This is a genomic window from Gemmobacter nanjingensis (assembly GCF_014652195.1).
In the GTDB taxonomy this organism is placed as follows: domain Bacteria; phylum Pseudomonadota; class Alphaproteobacteria; order Rhodobacterales; family Rhodobacteraceae; genus Gemmobacter; species Gemmobacter caeni.
The window spans coordinates 36847-53098 of the sequence record NZ_BMYI01000017.1 but is presented as its reverse complement, the minus strand read 5'-3'; the positions used below and the strand labels follow the sequence as shown (position 1 = coordinate 53098).

Genomic DNA, 16252 nt, shown 5'->3' with positions numbered 1-16252 from the left:
GATGGATATGAAACAGACCAGATCTCTGAAAGCTTTCTTTCCGCATTTCCCGCCGTTGGCGCAAAGCTCGGCGCCTTCGCCCCTCCTGGCCTGGGCAGACAGGCAGCGGCAGCGCGCGGCATTGGCTCGGCTCGAGGACCGGATGCTTGACGATATCGGTGTGACGCGCACCGAAGCTTCGGCTGAGTGCCAGCGGCACGACTGATCGACCGGAACACCACGCCAAACCGAGGAGGCCGCCATGGCAGAAACGACGGTGGACAAGGCTGCCTCCCCCTGGCGGGGATTGCCCGCGGGAATCTGGGCGCTCGGCTTCGTGTCGATGCTGATGGACGTTTCGTCCGAGATGATCCATGCGCTGTTACCCGTTTATCTGACCGTAGGCCTTGGAGCGTCTGCCCTCGCGGTAGGGGTGATCGAAGGCATCGCCGAGGCGACGGCCGCCATCACCAAGGTGTTCTCTGGTGCCCTCTCCGACCGGATCGGACGGCGCAAGGAACTGGCGGCCATTGGCTACGGCCTCGCCGCGCTGACGAAGCCCGTGTTTCCGCTCGCGCCCTCGATCGGCTGGGTCGTCACGGCCCGGTTCATCGACCGGGTGGGCAAAGGCATCCGCGGCGCGCCGCGCGATGCACTGGTCGCAGACCTTGCCCCCGAAGGGCGGCGCGGCGCGGCTTTCGGCCTGCGCCAGTCGCTGGATACTGTCGGTGCCTTCCTCGGGCCCCTTCTGGCCATCGTGCTGATGTGGGCTTTTGCCAATGACTTTCAGTCGGTCTTCTGGGTCGCCGTCATCCCGGCGTTCATGGCGCTTGGCCTGATCCTTTTTGCCGTAAAGGAACCCGCCCGCCCGGCAGGGCTGCGTAAGGTCCGCAACCCGCTGTCGCGGGCCGAGTTGCGGCTGCTGGGCGGCATGTACTGGGCCGTTGTCGCGGTTGCGACCGTGTTCACTCTCGCGCGGTTCTCAGAGGCCTTCTTGATCCTGCGGGCAGAGGAGGTGGGTCTGTCTCTCATGCTGGTGCCGCTGGTTCTGGTGGGGATGAACGCGGTCTACGCGCTTTCCGCCTGGCCTGCGGGCGTCTTGTCGGATCGGATGAGCCGTCCGACGATGCTGATGGCCGGGCTTGGCCTACTGATCGCTGCCGATCTCGTGCTGGCGCTGGCGCCCGGGTTCATTGGCCTCAGTATGGGCATCGCGCTGTGGGGGCTACACATGGGCGTCACGCAGGGCCTTCTGTCCGCGCTGGTTGCCGAGGCGGTCCCGGCAGAGTTGCGCGGCACGGCCTACGGCATGTTCAATCTGATCACCGGTGGCGCGCTGCTTCTGGCCAGCGTGATCGCGGGCGGGCTTTGGCAGGGCTTGGGGTCTGAGGCTACCTTCCTTGCGGGGGCAGCCTTTGCCGTCATCGCGGCGCTTGGCCTGATTCCCCTGCGGCACAAGCTGGCGTGACGCGGTCAGACGTCGCGCGGTGCGTAAAGGATGATCGCCGCCCCGATCAGACAGACCAGCGATCCAATCATGTCCCATCTGTCGGGCCGCGCGCCTTCGACGGCCCAGAGCCACGCCAGCGACGAAACAATGTAGATGCCGCCGTAAATGGCATAGGCCCGGCCTGCATGTTCCACATCGACCAGCGTCAGGAGCCAGGCGAACATCGCAAGGCACAGTGCGGCGGGGACGAGCCAAAGCGCGCTTTTGTCCAGCCGCCACCAGCCCCAGACCGCAAAGCATCCGGCGATCTCGAAAAAGGCGGCAGCGAAAAAGACGATGAAGTTTTGCATGGCACGACTTGGCCTGAATTCCATGCAAAAGACAATTCGCCGAATTACTTGTGCCGCCAAACCTTCACGGCCGAGACCAGAAGGATCGCCGCCAGAGCAGGCAGCAGGATCGCGCTTGGTACGATGCCCAAAAGCTGGCCCCCGATGAAGGCGCCAAGGATCGAGCCCGCCGCCATAACCAGAACGAACCGGCCATTTCGCGTGAGAACCGTGAAGCTCTGGTCGCGGCTGTAGCGAGCGAATCCGACCAGCATCGTGGGCAAGCTGACCGCCAGCGACAGGGACCCGGCGAGCTTGATATCGGCGCCGAACAGAAGGACCAGTGTCGGGACCAGCAATTCGCCGCCCGCGACGCCCATCAGTGATGCAACAACACCAATGCCGACGCCTGCAAGAACACCGGCCAGCATCTGCGCCGTGCCGGTCAGAAAAGCACCGGATGCCGCAACATCATGCCCGACAAGCAGCACTCCGGCGATCATCACGAGGAGAATTGCCAGCACCTTGTATAGCGCTGCCGAGGAAAGGCGCGTGGCCCAGCCCGCGCCTACCCATGCACCGGCCAGGCTCCCTACCAGCAGGTTGGCAACGGTTGGCCAATGTGCTGCGATCTCGGAAAAGGGAACGGTTCCCGCCCGAAACGGCAGAGCCGTGGCGACCACGACAAGGCTCGTCGCCTTGTTCAGGATAACCGCCTCCAGTGCTGAGAAACGGAAGAGCCCGATCAGGATCGGTAACCGGAACTCTGCCCCGCCAAGCCCGATAAGACCTCCGAGGGTGCCGACACCAGCGCCAACCGCAAAGGCTGCAGGGAAATTGCGAGGATTCTCTTGCGACATTAAAGGTTTGGACCATCTGATCTGCGCATGTTCGTATTGCCCACTCTGGGCGCGACGCACGGATTTGCCAAGGGCCCCAACCAGCTCAGAATGATCGCCAAAGGGGCTGCTGGTTTGACCTCTTTCTGCTGCCGAGGGACCTCCTTCGCTTATCCACAGCGACCTGCGCCCCACCCTCTTGCTCCGAATCGTGCCCCGTTGCACGGTGCGCTTCTGAGGAGAGCAGGCCTCAACCAAGAGCAAAACAGGTCCTTCGGAGAAGCAGCAGCAGCGGTCTCAAGGCGCTTTGGCGCCCCTGATGCCGTTGTACCCGATCAGTTCCCCCGCGCCGTCGAGGCGCGGGCTGCAGGCGGTTTGAGCGGTGCCCGTCCTCTGTCATACAGGAGGATTTTTCGATCATGGGCTTGCCGCCGCGCGTCTATTTCACCGTTCACGAAGTCACTGCCCGCTGGGGTTGCAACATCGCCGATGTCGCCGGATGGGCCGATGCAGGCCGGTTCCGGATCCTGACCGGCATCCCGGCCGTGCGCTGCGGCGACGAGGTTGTCGCGGGCAAGGTGGTGCTGTCCCCGATGGAACTGCTGCCGCTCTTTCGCCGCTGCGGCACCGGCCCTAACGAAGGGGTAATGCGGCGCATCCAGCCCCTTGGTCGACAGGACTGGCTGCTGATCACCGATCCTGCGGGCGGTATTCCCGTCGCCGTGGCCGACATGCTGATCCTGGCCGAGGAGGTGCATGCGTTCGAGGAAGAGAACGAAATGGTCCGCCGCGTGACAAGCGGCCCCGGCGCAACCACGCCTTATGATTGGGAAGGCATGATGGTGGCCCTGATCCATCGTATCCACGAACAGGGCCTCCCCACGACGCAGGCCGAGTTGGTCGCGGAAATGCAGGACTGGTTCGCGGATCAGTCGGACGGCCGGAAGATCCCCGACAGCCGCAGCATCCGGCGCAGGGTCACGCCGGTCTGGAAGAAGCTGCGGGGAGAGGAGACGTGACGATGCGGTGCCGTGGGTTTCCGCGTCAGGCGGTTTTCCGGCCGCCCTGATCGTCCGCGTCATGGACCAGTCGGGGCTTCGGTCGGAAGGCGCTGGCCACCGCGTCCACACCGGCGCGCAGGGGTGAGTCCATCAAATGGGCATAGCGCAGGGTGGTCTGCATTTGGCTGTGCCCCAAAAGCTTGCCGATCATTTCCAGCGAGGCGCCGCCGCTGACCAGCAAGGACGCAAAGGTGTGGCGCAGGTCGTGGATCCGGACGTCCTGCAGCCCGCACTGCTTCTGGACCTGCGCCCAGAACCGCCGCACTTCCTGCACCGGCTGGCCCGGCGTATCGCCGGGAAAGAGCCACGGCGAGCCCTTCGGCACCAGCAGCTGGCGCTGACGCACGATAGCAGCGGTCTCGTCCGAGATCGGTACGCGGTGAGCGCGGCGCTGTTTCGTCATGGTGGGCGGCTTCGACCAGCTCATGTGTTCGAGGTTGAACTGCTCGAACCGGGACTGCCGCACCTCGCCCAGCCGGGCGCCGGTCAGCATGCACATGCGGATGATGTCGGCGGCGCGCCGGTCTTCGGCCGCGTCGAGCGCCGCAGCCAGCTTGGCGATTTCCTCCTTGGACAGGAAGCGTTCGCGCGGCGTCTCGGTGCGGCGGTGGAAGCGCTGGGCGGGATTCTCCTCGCACCAGCCCCACTGGACCGCCAGCGTGAACATCTTGCGCAGCACCTCGCCGATCCGGTTGGCGCGCACCGGCGTGGGCTTGGCCCCCTGCAGCTTGCGCGCCCGGTTGTTGGGCTTTTCCTTGTGGGGCCGCGCCCTGCCCTCGGCGATCTTGGTCAGCAGCTTGTCGACGTCGGTCGGCGTGATCTCCGTCACCAGCTTCCGGCCCCAGACCGGTTCCACCATCTTGGCCAGCGCTGACCGCTGGTCGGCTGCGCTGCGGGCTGAGAGTTTCGGCAGATGCTCGGCGCAATAGCGTTCGATCAGGTCGGTCACGCGCGGGACTTCGCGCTTGGCCTCGCGCTGGCCCAAGGGATCGGCCCCGGCGTCGATCTCGCGCCGCAGTTCCTTGGCCCGTTCCCGGGCCGCCGACACTGACCATTCCGGCCAACGCCCGAAGGTCATCCGGCGCTGCCGCCCGGCATGGCGATAATCCAGCGTGAAGGCCCGCCCGCCGCCGCGGTAGATGCAGGCGGCGAGTCCCCGGACCTCGGTGTCGAATATCTGGTAGTCCCGCCCCGGCACCGGCTCGGCGTCGCGCAGCACTTTCTCGGTCAACTTGATGCGTTCGGGCATGGCTCTGGTCCTTCTTGCATCCGACATGAGGCGTGGTTTTGCCTGGTTATCAAGGCAAGCATGACACCGCGGGAGGCGGGGAGGCGGAGGGTGGCAGGAAGGACGCCAGAGTCGTGCCACCCCTTGTTTTCTTGGGATTTCGGCGCTGGGCAGATCGATGCGCGACTGGCGTCGACGTGCGCAATGGGACGTCTGAGGCCGCAGGCTCGGTGATCGCGCTGTAAATCTGACTTGTAAAGAGCCGCACAGCGGCAAATCCTCAAGGAATTCAAAGGGTGGCAGGAGTGTCGTGCCGGGTGCCACCCCCTCTTTGCCCTCCAATGCAGGTCAAAGCCGGTCAATCCGGCTGTTCGCTGGTGTTTGCGGCTTTGGCGTTCGGTTCATCCGTCTGTCACGCCCGCCCCGCATCGCCCCGCTGAAACGCGCCACCCTCACAAACCCCAACAAAACAAGGGGTGGCACAAAGCTGGCGTCCTTTCTGCCACCCTCCGCCTCGCCGCCACCCCTCGGACTCTGCGCTCACTGGTCCCTGCAAGACGTCCCCGATCTTCGGGGCCAGGACCAGGAGACCCCGATGTCGCATCTCGGATCGATGCCAGACCCGAAAGAGAAACCCCGCACGCTGCTGGTCGGCTGGATCAGCCGCCTCGACCTCGCGCTGGAACTCGGCCTTTCGGTCGATACCCTGCGCAGGTGGGAAGCCATGCGGACGGGACCGCCCTGCGTCCGCGCCGGGCGCAAGGTCTATTACCGCCGCGCCGCCGTCGAGGAATGGCTGGAGGAGCAGGAGCAGGCCGCTCCGCGCCGCCGTCGTGCCGGAGGGCGCCGGTGATGAGTTTCCACCCCCGCTCCGCCTGGCCCGCCGACCGCGTGGCCGAGGCGCGCGCTGTCATCGCAGATGTTGCGCATCACAGCGATCTCCTGGTCCGGCTCGCCTGCAACGTGCTCGCCCAGCACGGTGAGAGCCCGGCCGAACGTGCCGATGCCCAGCGCCTGCTGGTCGTCGTTGACGCGCGACGCTCCGTTCAGCGCGCCCAACGCGAGGATCAGGGGAGGACCGCGCAATGATGCGCCGTGGCACCCCCGAGGCCGATCTGCAGCGTGCCGTGGTACAGGCGCTGCACTTCGCCCTGCCCCGCAGCGCCATCATTCACCACTGCGCCAACGAGGTGACCGAGGCCGGGCCCCGCGGGGCCAAGCGCCAGGCGATCCTTGTCGGCATGGGCGTCCACGCCGGGTTCGCGGACCTGATGGTGCTGTGCGATGGTCGCGTCCTGTTCCTCGAACTCAAGGCGCCGAAGGGGCGCCTGCGGCCGGAGCAGGAGGCGTTCCGCGACGCGGTGAAGGCGCAAGGGTTCGGCTGGGCGCTGGTCCGAAGCCTCGATGATGCGCTGGGCGCGCTGGCCGATCATGGCTTCACCTCGCGCATCACCCCTGTCCCGCGGAGGCCCGCGCCATGAGCCACGAGGCCACCAACTGGGCCATCAAGCAGCGCGGGTTGAAGCCCACGACCAAGATCGTGCTCTGGCACCTTTGCGACCGGTTCAACCCGGATTACGGCTGCTTTCCTTCGCAGGACCGCTTGGCGCATGACTGCGAAATCAGCCGGTCCACGCTGAACGATCATCTTGGCCAGCTGGAGGCCGTGGGCCTGTTGCGGCGGATGCCGCGGCTCGATCCCGTGACCAAGCGCCAGCTCCCCACCCGCTACATCCTAGGGTTCGAGCCAGGCTTCACACCTGTGGCTGTGGTGCCGTGTCCGGAAATCGGACACGGGGAGGATGAGAGCACAGAAAGCGTCGACGATGCCGATGCTTGTGCTGGTGACGGCATGGCCGATGCGCTGCCGTGTCCGGATTTCGGACACGGGTTTAATGCAGAAGCCGTGTCCGATCTTCTGGATGACCCGTGTCCGGAAAATCCCGAAAGCCGTGTCCGGATTTCGGACACTAACCCTGTAAGGGAACCACTAAGTAAACCAGTAAAGGAGGAGGAGGGTGCGCAGGCGCGCGAGGCGATTTCCGATCAAGTTTTCGGGGACCTGCTGGAAGCACTGGGCATCGACCCCGTCGCCCTGCCCGGCTGGTGGCAAGGCTGGCCGCCCCGCCTGCACATTCAGCGCTGGCGCGACGAACTGGGGCTGACCGAGGCTGAGATCATCGCAGCGGCCGAGGCTAGCCGCCAGGAACATCCCGAACCGCCAGACGGGCCGAAGGCGCTGGACCGGGCGATGCAACGGGCAGCCCAGCGCAAAGCCGAATATGCAACGCGGAAGCGCCGGAAGCCGAAGGCGGCCCCCGCCCCGGCAGCGAAGCCAATCACCGACCTGCCTGCCTTCTACGCCGATCTGGTCAACTCCGACCGCTACCTGCCGGTCAGCGCGATCAGCAACACGATGCGCGATGCCATGCTGGCCCGGGGGCTGGTCACGGCCGAACGCCTGCGCGAGCGCGGGGTGCGGTGAATGGCATGGTGTCACGTCCCCGGCACGGACTCTCCCTCTGCGCAGGCGGCGGAGGCCTTGATCTGGGCCTCATGCTGGCCGAACCCGGCTATCACACCCGCGCCTTCGTCGAATGGGAGGACTGGCCTCGCGCAGTCCTCATTGCCGCGCAAGCAGCCGGATACTTCGCCCCGGCCCCGATCTGGACCGACCTGCGCAGCTTCGACGCCCGCCCCTTCCGCGGCGCATTCGATGCCATCCTCGCCGGATATCCCTGCCAGCCCTTCAGTGCAGCCGGGAAACGCAGTGGCGCGGACGATCCCCGCCACCTGTGGCCCGACACCGCCCGCGTCATCCGCGAATGCCGCCCGGAATGGGTCTTCCTCGAAAACGTCGCCGGTCACGTCACCCTCGGCCTCGAGACTGTCCTGCGAGAGCTTTGGGGCATGGGCTACACGCCTGCGGCGGGCCTCTTCTCGGCGGCAGAGGTCGGCGCGCCGCATGAGCGGCTGCGCATCTTCATCCTGGCCCACACCGATGAGCCTGCATCCCGGCACCGGCAGCTACAACCCGGCCGGGAACAGCGACTTCACCCGGAGGGCAGAAGCGCTGGCGCTGGGCATCGCGAGGGCCCTGCCGAACCACTGGCCGACCCCGGCCGCCCAGAACTGGAAGGGATCCAGCGAGGCCAGCATCTCCCGCGCCGACGGCAAATCCCGGATGGACCTGCTGCACTACCGGGCGGAACAGGGCTTCACCCGCCCGGCCCCGGTGACCATGCCGGATGGGCCACGGTCCTCGCCGCACGCCCCGATCTCGCGCCCGCTCTGGGCTTCGATGATTGCCTCGCATGGGCGCGCCGCCTCGCGGCGGATCCTGAAGGGCCGGTTGCGGCGACGGCTGAACCCGCTCTTCGTCGGATGGCTGATGGGCTGGCCCATCGGGCACGCGCTCTGCGCCTGCTCGGCAACGGAGTTCACCCTCTGGCAGCAGCACATGCGTGGCGCGCTCTCGCAGCTGCCCATGGCCTCGGGCCCGTGGATCTGGCGGCCGACCGATGCGGCCCAGCGCCCGGCGCAGATGGATTTCCTTGAAGGATTGCAGCCATGAGTTTCCAAGGCCGCGTCAGCGGCACCAAGGTCAAGCGCGCGCTGGGCGTGCAGGCGGCGCTGGAATGGGCATTCCGGACCGAACAGGCGCAACTGGACCTACCTCTGCCCCCGGACATCATCGAGGAAGGCTTCGGCTTCGGCCTGGAATACGTCCTCCTCCAGCGCGCCGTGCTGGGCTGCAAGATCGATGGCGGTCAGCACAAGATCGGCGGCTACACCCATGAGGACGCCGAGGTCATCGCTGCAACCGTCGCCGGGATCCCCGACAGCTTCGGCGGCAAGCGCATGGCGATCCGCGTCGCCGAACTGGCCCGCGCCGGGCTGACCCCGGACTGGATGCCTTGTGCCGTCCCGCGCTGTGTGCCAACCATCGTCAAGCAAAACCAGCATGGCACGCACGCGGGCGCCATAGTCGTGGGCACCGAGCGCATCCGGGTTCGTGGCCCAGGCGCCCGTGCCACGTGGAAAACCGTCGACATCCTGGCCTGCCCAGTCACCTTCTCTCCGCATCCGCAGCAGATCGAGGCCGCCCGGCGTGGTTATGACGACTGGTGGCAAGCGCTGGGCTGGGTGCGGGACGGACTTATAGCGGGCGGAGTGCTGCGCGAGGTCGAGGTGACGGCGGCAATGCCGAGGGCGCGGCCGTGGAAATCGCGTGACGGTCGATGACCGTCACGCATTCAATCACTTGATCACTTTGTCTATGAACCCCAGCGTGTTCGCGTTCTCGAGCAACGTCCGCACCTTGCTTCGGTCAAGGCCATTCGGGACCTCGGCATCGATCTCGAGCTTCAAAGTGACCTCACTGCCGGGCAGCACAGTCAGCTGCTCGATAATCGCCTCCACAATCTGACGCATCTCGTGTGCTGGCCGGTCTGCGGAGATCATGACCGTCCCGATGAACCGCGTCGGATCACGTTCGGGCTGCACAACAGCTGCCGTTGGCTTCAGGCCGGCCTGTTCCGCCGCAGCTTTCGTCGGTGTCTGCACCGGTTCCGATGGCGCAGCAGCGGCCGCTGCGGTTTCAAGGGCCTGCTTTTCCGCCACCTCTGGCTTCACGATCACGCTGTCGGAGTCGATGACCACCGGGGCATTCGCGGCATTCTGCAGAACGAGGCCGATGTAGCGGCCGCTCTTCTCGTCCCATCGTTCCGCATAGGCGAATGGACCAGGCACCATTGCGCCGACAGCCGCGCGCACGGCCTTGATCAGGACGTTCCGATCCTTGACCCGTGGCAGGTAGATGTAGCGGTTCAGGTATTCCCAGAGATCCCTGAGCGACAGATGGCCTTTTCCATTCCAGATGTACTTCTGCAGTTCGCGGTCGAGGCGAGCCGGACCAAGCTCCGGCAGCAAGCCCTCGTCGCTGGCCAGTTTCTTACTGGCACGGGACAGAAGCCCATCCTGAGCCGGAACCTTCGACGCGATCCACTCGACATCAGCCTGCGCACCATCCTGCATCGGATACAGGAGGTAGCACCAGGTCTCCTTGAGCCGCGTCTTTACCGTCTCGGCCGCCTCGGCAACTTTGGCCTTGGCCAGCGCGCTGTCGCGCTGGGTGAGGTTCAGCCTATCCGTGTCCTTGACGATCCCCGCCCAGGCAAGGGACGAGCGCATGGCCTCCTTCAGCCCGTCGAGCTGGCGTGACTCCGCCGCGAGGAAGACGAGCATGTTCCGATAGACCCGCGGTGTGGAGCCGCGCTGAAGAAGGATATCCTTGGCCTCTGCCATGGCATCGGAATTCTCGCGACCGGTGTGCGGGTGGGCCACGCCAAGCACAACGGCACGAACGCCACCGGCTTCGTCTGGAACGTCGGCCGAACTGCTTGGCGCGACTTGCACGGTGTCGAAATGCCCGCGGTCGCCCAAACCGTTGATGTAGGTCGCCAGCGCCTTGTCGATTTCCAGCAGGACCAGCGGCTCTTCAATCTGCCCGGCCCGATCTGCCGCAAGCCGATTGAGGCTGGCGGACATCGAATACCAATATCGGCCGAGATCGCCATGCATGAACCTTGCGTTGTTCGCGAGGCGGCGGAGGGCATCGCCGAAGATGGCGGGCCGCTCACCCGGCTGCACTACACCCAGATTGATCTGACGATCATCGAGGCCCTTGTTGTCCTGACCATGGGTCGGCGCGGTCCCCATGAAGATTGCCCGCGCCACACGGCGCGTGGCCGAGTAGCGGTTGAGGTTCGGGGCTGACTGGTCGATCCGATACGGCGTCGAGTTCGGCCCATCGACGTCGCCCGCGATAATCGACTGCCACGACACGTCGAGGTAGTGCAGCAACTCCGGTTCGACGCGCGCCGAACTGATGGACACGCTTCCCGGCATGATCATCACCGAGGGGTCATTGTTCATCCACAGTTCGTGGATCACCTGAGCCATCAACCGCAGCACGCCACGGGTACGCTGGAATTTTTCCAGTGAACCCCAGCTGGTGTAGAGTTGGTCGAACAGCTCAGGATGGATCGGATAGGCCTTCTCGAGCTTGCGGCGATAATCCTCGCCCTCACAGTTCTGCGGGAATTCATTCGGGCTATCGCGATACATCTTCGCAAACTGCTTCAGCGTGTTGTCGCGGTGATGAAACTTGTCGCCCGGGATTTCCTTGAACAGGCGCCGTCGGACGATCTCGTAGCTTTCCTCTTGGTCGGCCGGGCGCCAGCCGGTTTCGACCCGACTGAATGTCTGCTTCAGACGCGACAGCGCCTCCTGCCCCCCTTCCCCGCCGACTTCGATCTGCGACGCGGGCAGCGATGCCACCAGCAGCGTGCCGGGGCTAGCTTTCACCGCCTCAGTTAGCGACTGCACGAAGGACAGATTTGAGTCGAAAGACCCCGACGGCAATCCCTCGACCTTGTAGATCTGGCGCAGGTAGGCGACCCATTCGTCGATCAGGATCAATGACGGCGCGCATTGCCGGAACAGTTCTTCCAGCAGGTTCGACCCTGGCGCAATGCCGTTGGAATCATTCTCTCCTACCAGCGCATAGCCCGCCTCGCCCCCAAGCTGGAACGCCAGTTCCCCCCAGGTCGTGCGGATCGGCCGCCCGTAGTCCTTCTGCCGCTTGGCCGCATCCGAGGGCCCGTAGGACGTGCCCACCAGCACCGCACGGTTCACCTTGCCGGGCACGGTCAGCCCTTCGCGTGACAGAAGCTGGTCGAGTCCCGGCAAATCCTCGACCTGCGTGCCGCCCGCCATGTGGTAGAGCGCCAGCATTGAGTGGGTCTTGCCACCGCCGAAGTTCGTCTGCAGCTCCACCACCGGATCGCCACCGCTGCCCGACAGCCGCTTCGCCGCGCCGATCAGCAGGGTCGACAGGCCCGAGGTCAGATAGGTGCGCGAGAAGAACTCGGTCGGGTTGCGGTATTCCGACGGCGCGCTGCCGTTATGCACCTTGGCCAGATCGGCCGCAAACTCGGCCTGCTGAAACTCTCCAGTCGCCACGTCGCGGTGCGGCTCCACCACCTCGCGCCACGGCAGCAGCCCCGCCACCGTCTCGACGGAGATGTCGGACCGCTGGCTCTTCTTCCGCTCCTCGTTGCGCTGCAATTCGGTGAACTTGGTGCGCAGGATCGTGTCGCGCATCTTCCCAAGCTGATCTGCCACGTCCGAGGCGCTGATCGCCTCCATCAGCCGCCGCATGCTGTCCAGCGCGCGTTCGGCATCGTCATAGGTGAAGGTCTCGTTGTGCGACAGCTTGTTCCGGATCTCGAGCAGCTCGCCCACATACGACCGCTCAGCATGACCGAGTACCGAGCGAAAGGCATCGCCCCAATACGAGATCATCGCCTTGAGCAGGCCTTGCTGGTCCCACCCGACCTGTCCGTTGGCGTTCGGGCGCAATCCAACCTTCTGGGCAACCTCGATCTGCCAATGCCCCTGCAATGAGGCCTCAAGACGCCGTTCGACAAAGGGGGTCAGAGCCTCGGGGAGAAGCTCCATGCCTTCAAACACATACTGGCGGGTCGACTTTGCCATGCACTCAATCCTTCTTCCGGCACAAAGCCCGGATTATCTCTTTGTAACCCAATGGTATTCGTAGGACAGCCCACTGATGCTGCCCTTGCGAACCTTGGCCATCAATCCCTCGTCAGGCACGGACGCGGCGATCACCGAAATGTCGTAGGCCTTCAGATACGGCGGGCCGTTGGGCTCGCCATCCACGGTCTTCTGACACACCTTGACGGTCGCCTTGAACCTTGTGCCCAGGGGGAACATCTCTCGCAGGTTCCGCGGGAACTCGACCCGCATGGTGGGGGGAAACACGGTCACTGCCTTCACCCGGGGGCGCGAGACGCCGGGATCGGTGCAGGTTTCAAGCTCCACTCCGCCGAAGAACTGGCCAAGAGCGTAAGATGGATCGTCGATCTTCATAGCGCCCCCCCTTAAACCTCAAATCTCATCTGACCGCTGCGGTTCGCCAGCGGCGCGGTGGCGGCTTCGCGGGTCAGGTCGGTCCAGTCCGCGATCAGCGCGTTGTAGGCGGTCGCTTCTTTCGCGTCGCCCCGCTTTTCGCAGATGTTGTAAAGCACATAGGCCAGGTCGCGCACGTCATCCGCCTTCGGGCCGAACTTCTTCAGCATCACCGCCGCCTCATAGCCGATCCCGTGTTTCTCGTGCAGTCGCACCAGATGCTGGCAGCATTCCCAGACGGTCAGGTGGCCATCGGCATCCGGCTCCCATTCCGCATCCATCTCGTCGCGCTTCAGGATGCGCACCTTTCCGGCCGCACTTTCCACGATCCCGGCATGTTTCACGCTTTCGACCGAGATGCCGCGCGCGGTGGCGATGTTGTTCGCCGTGCCGTAGTCACCCGCCTTTAGCCCGTTCTGTTCGAACCAGGTGATAGCAAAGCGGGTGTCGGCGTCGAACTCGCCCTGAATACCGCCAAGGTATTCGTCGAGCTCGCGGTTGATCAGCTGCAGCGCGGCCTTCACCGTCATCGGGCTGTCGTCGGATTCCAGCACCGCCTTGTAGCGCGAGAAAACACCCATGCCAGGGCCGATGGCCGACTGCGGCATGTCAGCCGGAGCTATGTTTGCTGCCTGAAGCTCCCCGATGGCCGGGGGCAGTTCGCGTTTCAGCGCGCGGATGAACTCGGCCCGGGTGATGACCTCGGCCGAGGCTTCCTTCTTGCGGCAGACAAGGACAACCGAAGTAGCAAGCGCGTTCGTACCCACGCTAATGGTCCGTCCCGCCCTCTCAGTCCGCACGGGCCAAGTCCCGACTACTGACAGTCCAGAAGAGATGATTGCTTCAAGGAATGTTGCCCATCCCGACGACGTCAGCCCTTCTTCAGAAACCTCACTTTGCTTAAACGCGTAATACACCGTAGCCGGTAGACTATGATCTAGCTGACCCGCGATATTGGCGAACGCCTCTGACATCCCATTCAGAAAATAATCTTCTGCCGCTCGGCGGTTCTTATGCCTGTGCGGCATTGCCACCAACTCGTCCGATTTGGGCACCGCAATCGTCGAGAATACCTCTGGATAAATGTCTCCAACAGATCTCTTGAGCCACACATAAAAGTAGTCCGAGAGGTCAGCATAGCCAATGTTGTCGTAATAGGGTGGATCAGTGGAAAGGCAGCTAGCCTTCGGCAATACAGCAAATCTGGCATCAGCTTGCTTGAGGCTGCCCATTCCGAGTGCCGGAAGCTCTGACAGCGCCTTTACTACCCAATCAACGGCACCGCCAAAATTTCCCGTGGACGTGCTGAATACATTGCACTCCGCAAAATCCCAAGTCATGGCGATAGCTTGCCGAGCAAAGGTAAATCGGATGAACCCACTCGTCGCCCACGTCGCAATAGTGCTCCAAGCATCAGCGCACCTGTCAATCGCACACGACAAATAGACTCGAATGGCATTCGAGTACTCAGTAGGATCGACTGCGCCGAGATCTCCGTGGCGCCTCAGGTCATTGGCAATCTGGGTTTTGAGTTCCTTCGCAACATCGACAAACGTTGTCAGAGCAGTTGCCTGACGGTCCGTAAAAGCTGCTCCCCAAGTTGTCATGCCGTACATTGGCAAGCGATCAACCTCATGGGACGGAGTTGTAACGAGCTCTTCTGGAAGCCAATTTGGTTTCGATAGGAAGGCAGTTTTCTCCATCTCTGGAGTTGGAGAAATGAAGACACGCCCTCGTGTGCCTTCAACCACCACCGCCATCAGCTTTTGGCCTAGGCCCCTCTTGCGCGCCGTCTCACGGATGTAGTTGAGCGGCATCGCACTGTTTGAGACAAGGCAACGACCACCTTGCCTACTGACGGTCCCATCAAGTTTGCCAGCATTTGGTAATCCGCCCGTTCGCACGCGAAATGAGTAGTGCTTACCGTCGACAACTGGCTCGACCCAAGCGGTGTCACTAAGTTGGAATGACCGAACAAGCGGAACATCAACGTCTGCAAATGCTGGATCAGGGCTTGGCACGGTCCTGGCCCAGATCCAAGCCACAACAGTCCCTTTGCCGCCGCCATACTCTTTCGGCAGGTCTACCTGCGGGTAGAGATGCCCGATACGCTCCCACGCCTTCTCGCGCATCCATTCGCCATAGTATTTCACATCCTCGGCCAACCCTTCGGCATTGCGGTAGAATGACCGCTCCTTGATGCCGGGATGGATGGGTGCCATGTCCTTGAACTTCGGCGGAATCTCGATCATCGCCTTGCCGATCATCACCGCCACCGGGTTCAGGTCGGACCCATAGGCAGGCAGGCCCAGCCGCTGCGCCTCAAGCGGGATCGACCCGCCGCCCGAGAACGGGTCATAGACCGGCGGCAGGACCCCACCGCAAGAGCGCCGGATTTCCGCCCGCGCGCGTTCCAGCACCTCTTCGTTGGTCGAGTTCTCCCACTTCACCAGGTCTTCGATTATGGCAAACAGCCGCTGCCGCTCGCGCTCCTGATCCTCATGGGTGGGGAACTGGTCAGGGTGGCTGGAGGGATCGTCCACCAGCTGCGCAAACAGCACCGCACGACACGCCGCCAAAGGTCGCCGCGCCCACCAAAGGTGCAGGGTGGAGGGATGCCCATGCCGGATCGACTTCTCCCGCGCCGAGGCGGCGTTGATGGCCTCGAGCGGGATGGCGACTTCGATCAGTTTCTTTTTGTAGGGTTTGGACTGCGGCATGGGCGTTCCTTCAGGAATTCTCGTCGTTGTCAGCAAGCCAACGTGGCGCGGGCTGCGGCTTCAGGTATGACCCATAGCTGGCCGAAGGCGGCAGGGGAAACCATTCCATTTCGTGGGTGTCCGCTTCTGTCACCTTGCGCATGCGCAGCGCACCGTATTCGGGCTCATATTCTCCAAAGAGATAGGGGATGTAACCATACTCACAGGCAGAGAGGAGGGTCGCGTACCAACCGGCATAGGCATAATCGAGGCGGTATGTTGCACGAGCAATTTCGGGAAAGCGTTCGATGAACCGAAGGGCAAGTTGATGCGCGGACATGCCGGGTGCGTCTTCCCATTCGAAGTATTTGGACCCGCTGGCGCACGTGTGCCGCGCCAAGAGACGATTATCTTCCGCTTCAAACTCGGGTCGGCATCGCACACCGGAATGGTCGGCGTATTCGCCAGGGTAAAGGTAGATGCGATAGGCAAGTGGGTACTCGTATGGAAAGACCCTGAGGCCTTGAAACCCTTTGCCATGCAGGATTCCGACCATCCGCAAGAGGCGAAAAGCCCGTCGCCAGTATTCGTCGGCAAACGGCTTCGGCTCCTCGGTAAAGGCGCGGGCAGGAAAGTTGTATGTGGTGCGGGTGTTCTGCTGCATCTTGATGA

At 63.7% G+C, this 16252-nt stretch carries 16 protein-coding genes and 1 pseudogene; 10 read left to right on the top strand and 7 right to left on the bottom strand.

The features are described 5' to 3' along the window. Positions 1-7 precede the first annotated feature (7 nt). Together IE126_RS20420 and IE126_RS20415 are read left to right on the top strand one after the other, a co-directional pair. Positions 8-205 (top strand): DUF1127 domain-containing protein, encoded by a 198-nt coding sequence (locus tag IE126_RS20420; protein WP_189382008.1) that lies wholly within the window; start codon positions 8-10, stop codon positions 203-205. Positions 206-241: 36 nt separating this feature from the next. After that, positions 242-1447, top strand: a complete 1206-nt coding sequence (locus tag IE126_RS20415) for an MFS transporter (RefSeq protein WP_189382007.1) — start codon at positions 242-244, stop codon at positions 1445-1447. Positions 1448-1452: 5 nt separating this feature from the next. Here IE126_RS20415 and IE126_RS20410 read toward each other — a convergent pair whose 3' ends face one another. Together IE126_RS20410 and IE126_RS20405 are read right to left on the bottom strand one after the other, a co-directional pair. Next, positions 1453-1779, bottom strand: a complete 327-nt coding sequence (locus IE126_RS20410; RefSeq protein ID WP_189382006.1) for a YnfA family protein — start codon at positions 1777-1779, stop codon at positions 1453-1455. 44 nt (positions 1780-1823) lie between these two features. Beyond that, on the bottom strand, positions 1824-2792 hold the full coding sequence (locus IE126_RS20405; RefSeq protein ID WP_229825729.1) for a sulfite exporter TauE/SafE family protein: 969 nt from the start codon (positions 2790-2792) through the stop codon (positions 1824-1826). A gap of 224 nt (positions 2793-3016) precedes the next feature. Here IE126_RS20405 and IE126_RS20400 point away from each other — a divergent pair, with 224 nt between their 5' ends. Then, positions 3017-3616, top strand: coding sequence for a hypothetical protein (locus IE126_RS20400; protein WP_189382005.1), 600 nt, complete (start codon positions 3017-3019; stop codon positions 3614-3616). A gap of 25 nt (positions 3617-3641) precedes the next feature. Here the strand turns inward: IE126_RS20400 and IE126_RS20395 are convergent, their stop codons facing one another. Further along, complete coding sequence (locus IE126_RS20395; protein ID WP_189382004.1) at positions 3642-4907, bottom strand: tyrosine-type recombinase/integrase; 1266 nt, start codon at positions 4905-4907, stop codon at positions 3642-3644. 574 nt (positions 4908-5481) lie between these two features. Here IE126_RS20395 and IE126_RS20390 point away from each other — a divergent pair. The 7 genes and pseudogenes from IE126_RS20390 (at position 5482) to IE126_RS20365 (ending at position 9131) form a co-directional block, all read left to right on the top strand. After that, positions 5482-5739: a helix-turn-helix transcriptional regulator gene (locus IE126_RS20390; RefSeq protein ID WP_189382003.1), complete on the top strand. Its 258-nt coding sequence runs from the start codon at positions 5482-5484 to the stop codon at positions 5737-5739. Then, the gene (locus tag IE126_RS20385; RefSeq protein ID WP_189382002.1) at positions 5739-5975 is read left to right on the top strand and encodes a hypothetical protein; all 237 of its coding nucleotides are present in this window, start codon (positions 5739-5741) and stop codon (positions 5973-5975) included. Before IE126_RS20390 ends, IE126_RS20385 begins: the two co-directional genes overlap by 1 nt. Next, the gene (locus IE126_RS20380) at positions 5972-6367 is read left to right on the top strand and encodes a VRR-NUC domain-containing protein (protein ID WP_189382001.1); all 396 of its coding nucleotides are present in this window, start codon (positions 5972-5974) and stop codon (positions 6365-6367) included. Before IE126_RS20385 ends, IE126_RS20380 begins: the two co-directional genes overlap by 4 nt. After that, on the top strand, positions 6364-7371 hold the full coding sequence (locus IE126_RS20375) for a helix-turn-helix domain-containing protein (RefSeq protein ID WP_189382000.1): 1008 nt from the start codon (positions 6364-6366) through the stop codon (positions 7369-7371). The genes IE126_RS20380 and IE126_RS20375 overlap by 4 nt, the downstream gene beginning before the upstream one ends. A gap of 5 nt (positions 7372-7376) precedes the next feature. Beyond that, positions 7377-7838: pseudogene (locus IE126_RS26055) on the top strand (DNA cytosine methyltransferase); the annotation flags it as partial. Between the two features lie 49 nt (positions 7839-7887). Continuing rightward, positions 7888-8460: a DNA methyltransferase gene (locus tag IE126_RS26050; RefSeq protein ID WP_229825727.1), complete on the top strand. Its 573-nt coding sequence runs from the start codon at positions 7888-7890 to the stop codon at positions 8458-8460. After that, positions 8457-9131 (top strand): hypothetical protein, encoded by a 675-nt coding sequence (locus tag IE126_RS20365; protein WP_189381998.1) that lies wholly within the window; start codon positions 8457-8459, stop codon positions 9129-9131. The genes IE126_RS26050 and IE126_RS20365 overlap by 4 nt, the downstream gene beginning before the upstream one ends. A gap of 15 nt (positions 9132-9146) precedes the next feature. On the opposite strand, the gene IE126_RS20360 is transcribed toward IE126_RS20365, so the two are convergent. Genes IE126_RS20360 through IE126_RS20345 form a run of 4 tightly spaced genes read right to left on the bottom strand, consistent with a single transcriptional unit; the run spans position 9147 to position 16244 of the window. Continuing rightward, positions 9147-12446 (bottom strand): DUF499 domain-containing protein, encoded by a 3300-nt coding sequence (locus IE126_RS20360; RefSeq protein WP_189381997.1) that lies wholly within the window; start codon positions 12444-12446, stop codon positions 9147-9149. Between the two features lie 33 nt (positions 12447-12479). Next, positions 12480-12842, bottom strand: a complete 363-nt coding sequence (locus IE126_RS20355; protein ID WP_189381996.1) for a hypothetical protein — start codon at positions 12840-12842, stop codon at positions 12480-12482. 11 nt (positions 12843-12853) lie between these two features. Further along, entirely contained in the window at positions 12854-15601 is a 2748-nt protein-coding gene (locus tag IE126_RS20350) for a DUF1156 domain-containing protein (RefSeq protein ID WP_189381995.1), read from the bottom strand. Positions 15602-15611: 10 nt separating this feature from the next. Beyond that, on the bottom strand, positions 15612-16244 hold the full coding sequence (locus IE126_RS20345) for a hypothetical protein (RefSeq protein ID WP_189381994.1): 633 nt from the start codon (positions 16242-16244) through the stop codon (positions 15612-15614). Between the last annotated feature and the right edge of the window lie 8 nt (positions 16245-16252).

Coding starts and splice junctions, on each gene's coding strand:
- IE126_RS20355 (WP_189381996.1), bottom strand. CDS start 12,842: ATGAAGATCGACGATCCATCTTACGCTCTTGGCCAGTTCTTCGGCGGA.
- IE126_RS20350 (WP_189381995.1), bottom strand. CDS start 15,601: ATGCCGCAGTCCAAACCCTACAAAAAGAAACTGATCGAAGTCGCCATC.
- IE126_RS20365 (WP_189381998.1), top strand. CDS start 8,457: ATGAGTTTCCAAGGCCGCGTCAGCGGCACCAAGGTCAAGCGCGCGCTG.
- IE126_RS20375 (WP_189382000.1), top strand. CDS start 6,364: ATGAGCCACGAGGCCACCAACTGGGCCATCAAGCAGCGCGGGTTGAAG.
- IE126_RS20380 (WP_189382001.1), top strand. CDS start 5,972: ATGATGCGCCGTGGCACCCCCGAGGCCGATCTGCAGCGTGCCGTGGTA.
- IE126_RS20360 (WP_189381997.1), bottom strand. CDS start 12,446: ATGGCAAAGTCGACCCGCCAGTATGTGTTTGAAGGCATGGAGCTTCTC.
- IE126_RS20420 (WP_189382008.1), top strand. CDS start 8: ATGAAACAGACCAGATCTCTGAAAGCTTTCTTTCCGCATTTCCCGCCG.
- IE126_RS20415 (WP_189382007.1), top strand. CDS start 242: ATGGCAGAAACGACGGTGGACAAGGCTGCCTCCCCCTGGCGGGGATTG.
- IE126_RS20410 (WP_189382006.1), bottom strand. CDS start 1,779: ATGCAAAACTTCATCGTCTTTTTCGCTGCCGCCTTTTTCGAGATCGCC.
- IE126_RS20390 (WP_189382003.1), top strand. CDS start 5,482: ATGTCGCATCTCGGATCGATGCCAGACCCGAAAGAGAAACCCCGCACG.
- IE126_RS26050 (WP_229825727.1), top strand. CDS start 7,888: ATGAGCCTGCATCCCGGCACCGGCAGCTACAACCCGGCCGGGAACAGC.
- IE126_RS20385 (WP_189382002.1), top strand. CDS start 5,739: ATGAGTTTCCACCCCCGCTCCGCCTGGCCCGCCGACCGCGTGGCCGAG.
- IE126_RS20395 (WP_189382004.1), bottom strand. CDS start 4,907: ATGCCCGAACGCATCAAGTTGACCGAGAAAGTGCTGCGCGACGCCGAG.
- IE126_RS20400 (WP_189382005.1), top strand. CDS start 3,017: ATGGGCTTGCCGCCGCGCGTCTATTTCACCGTTCACGAAGTCACTGCC.
- IE126_RS20345 (WP_189381994.1), bottom strand. CDS start 16,244: ATGCAGCAGAACACCCGCACCACATACAACTTTCCTGCCCGCGCCTTT.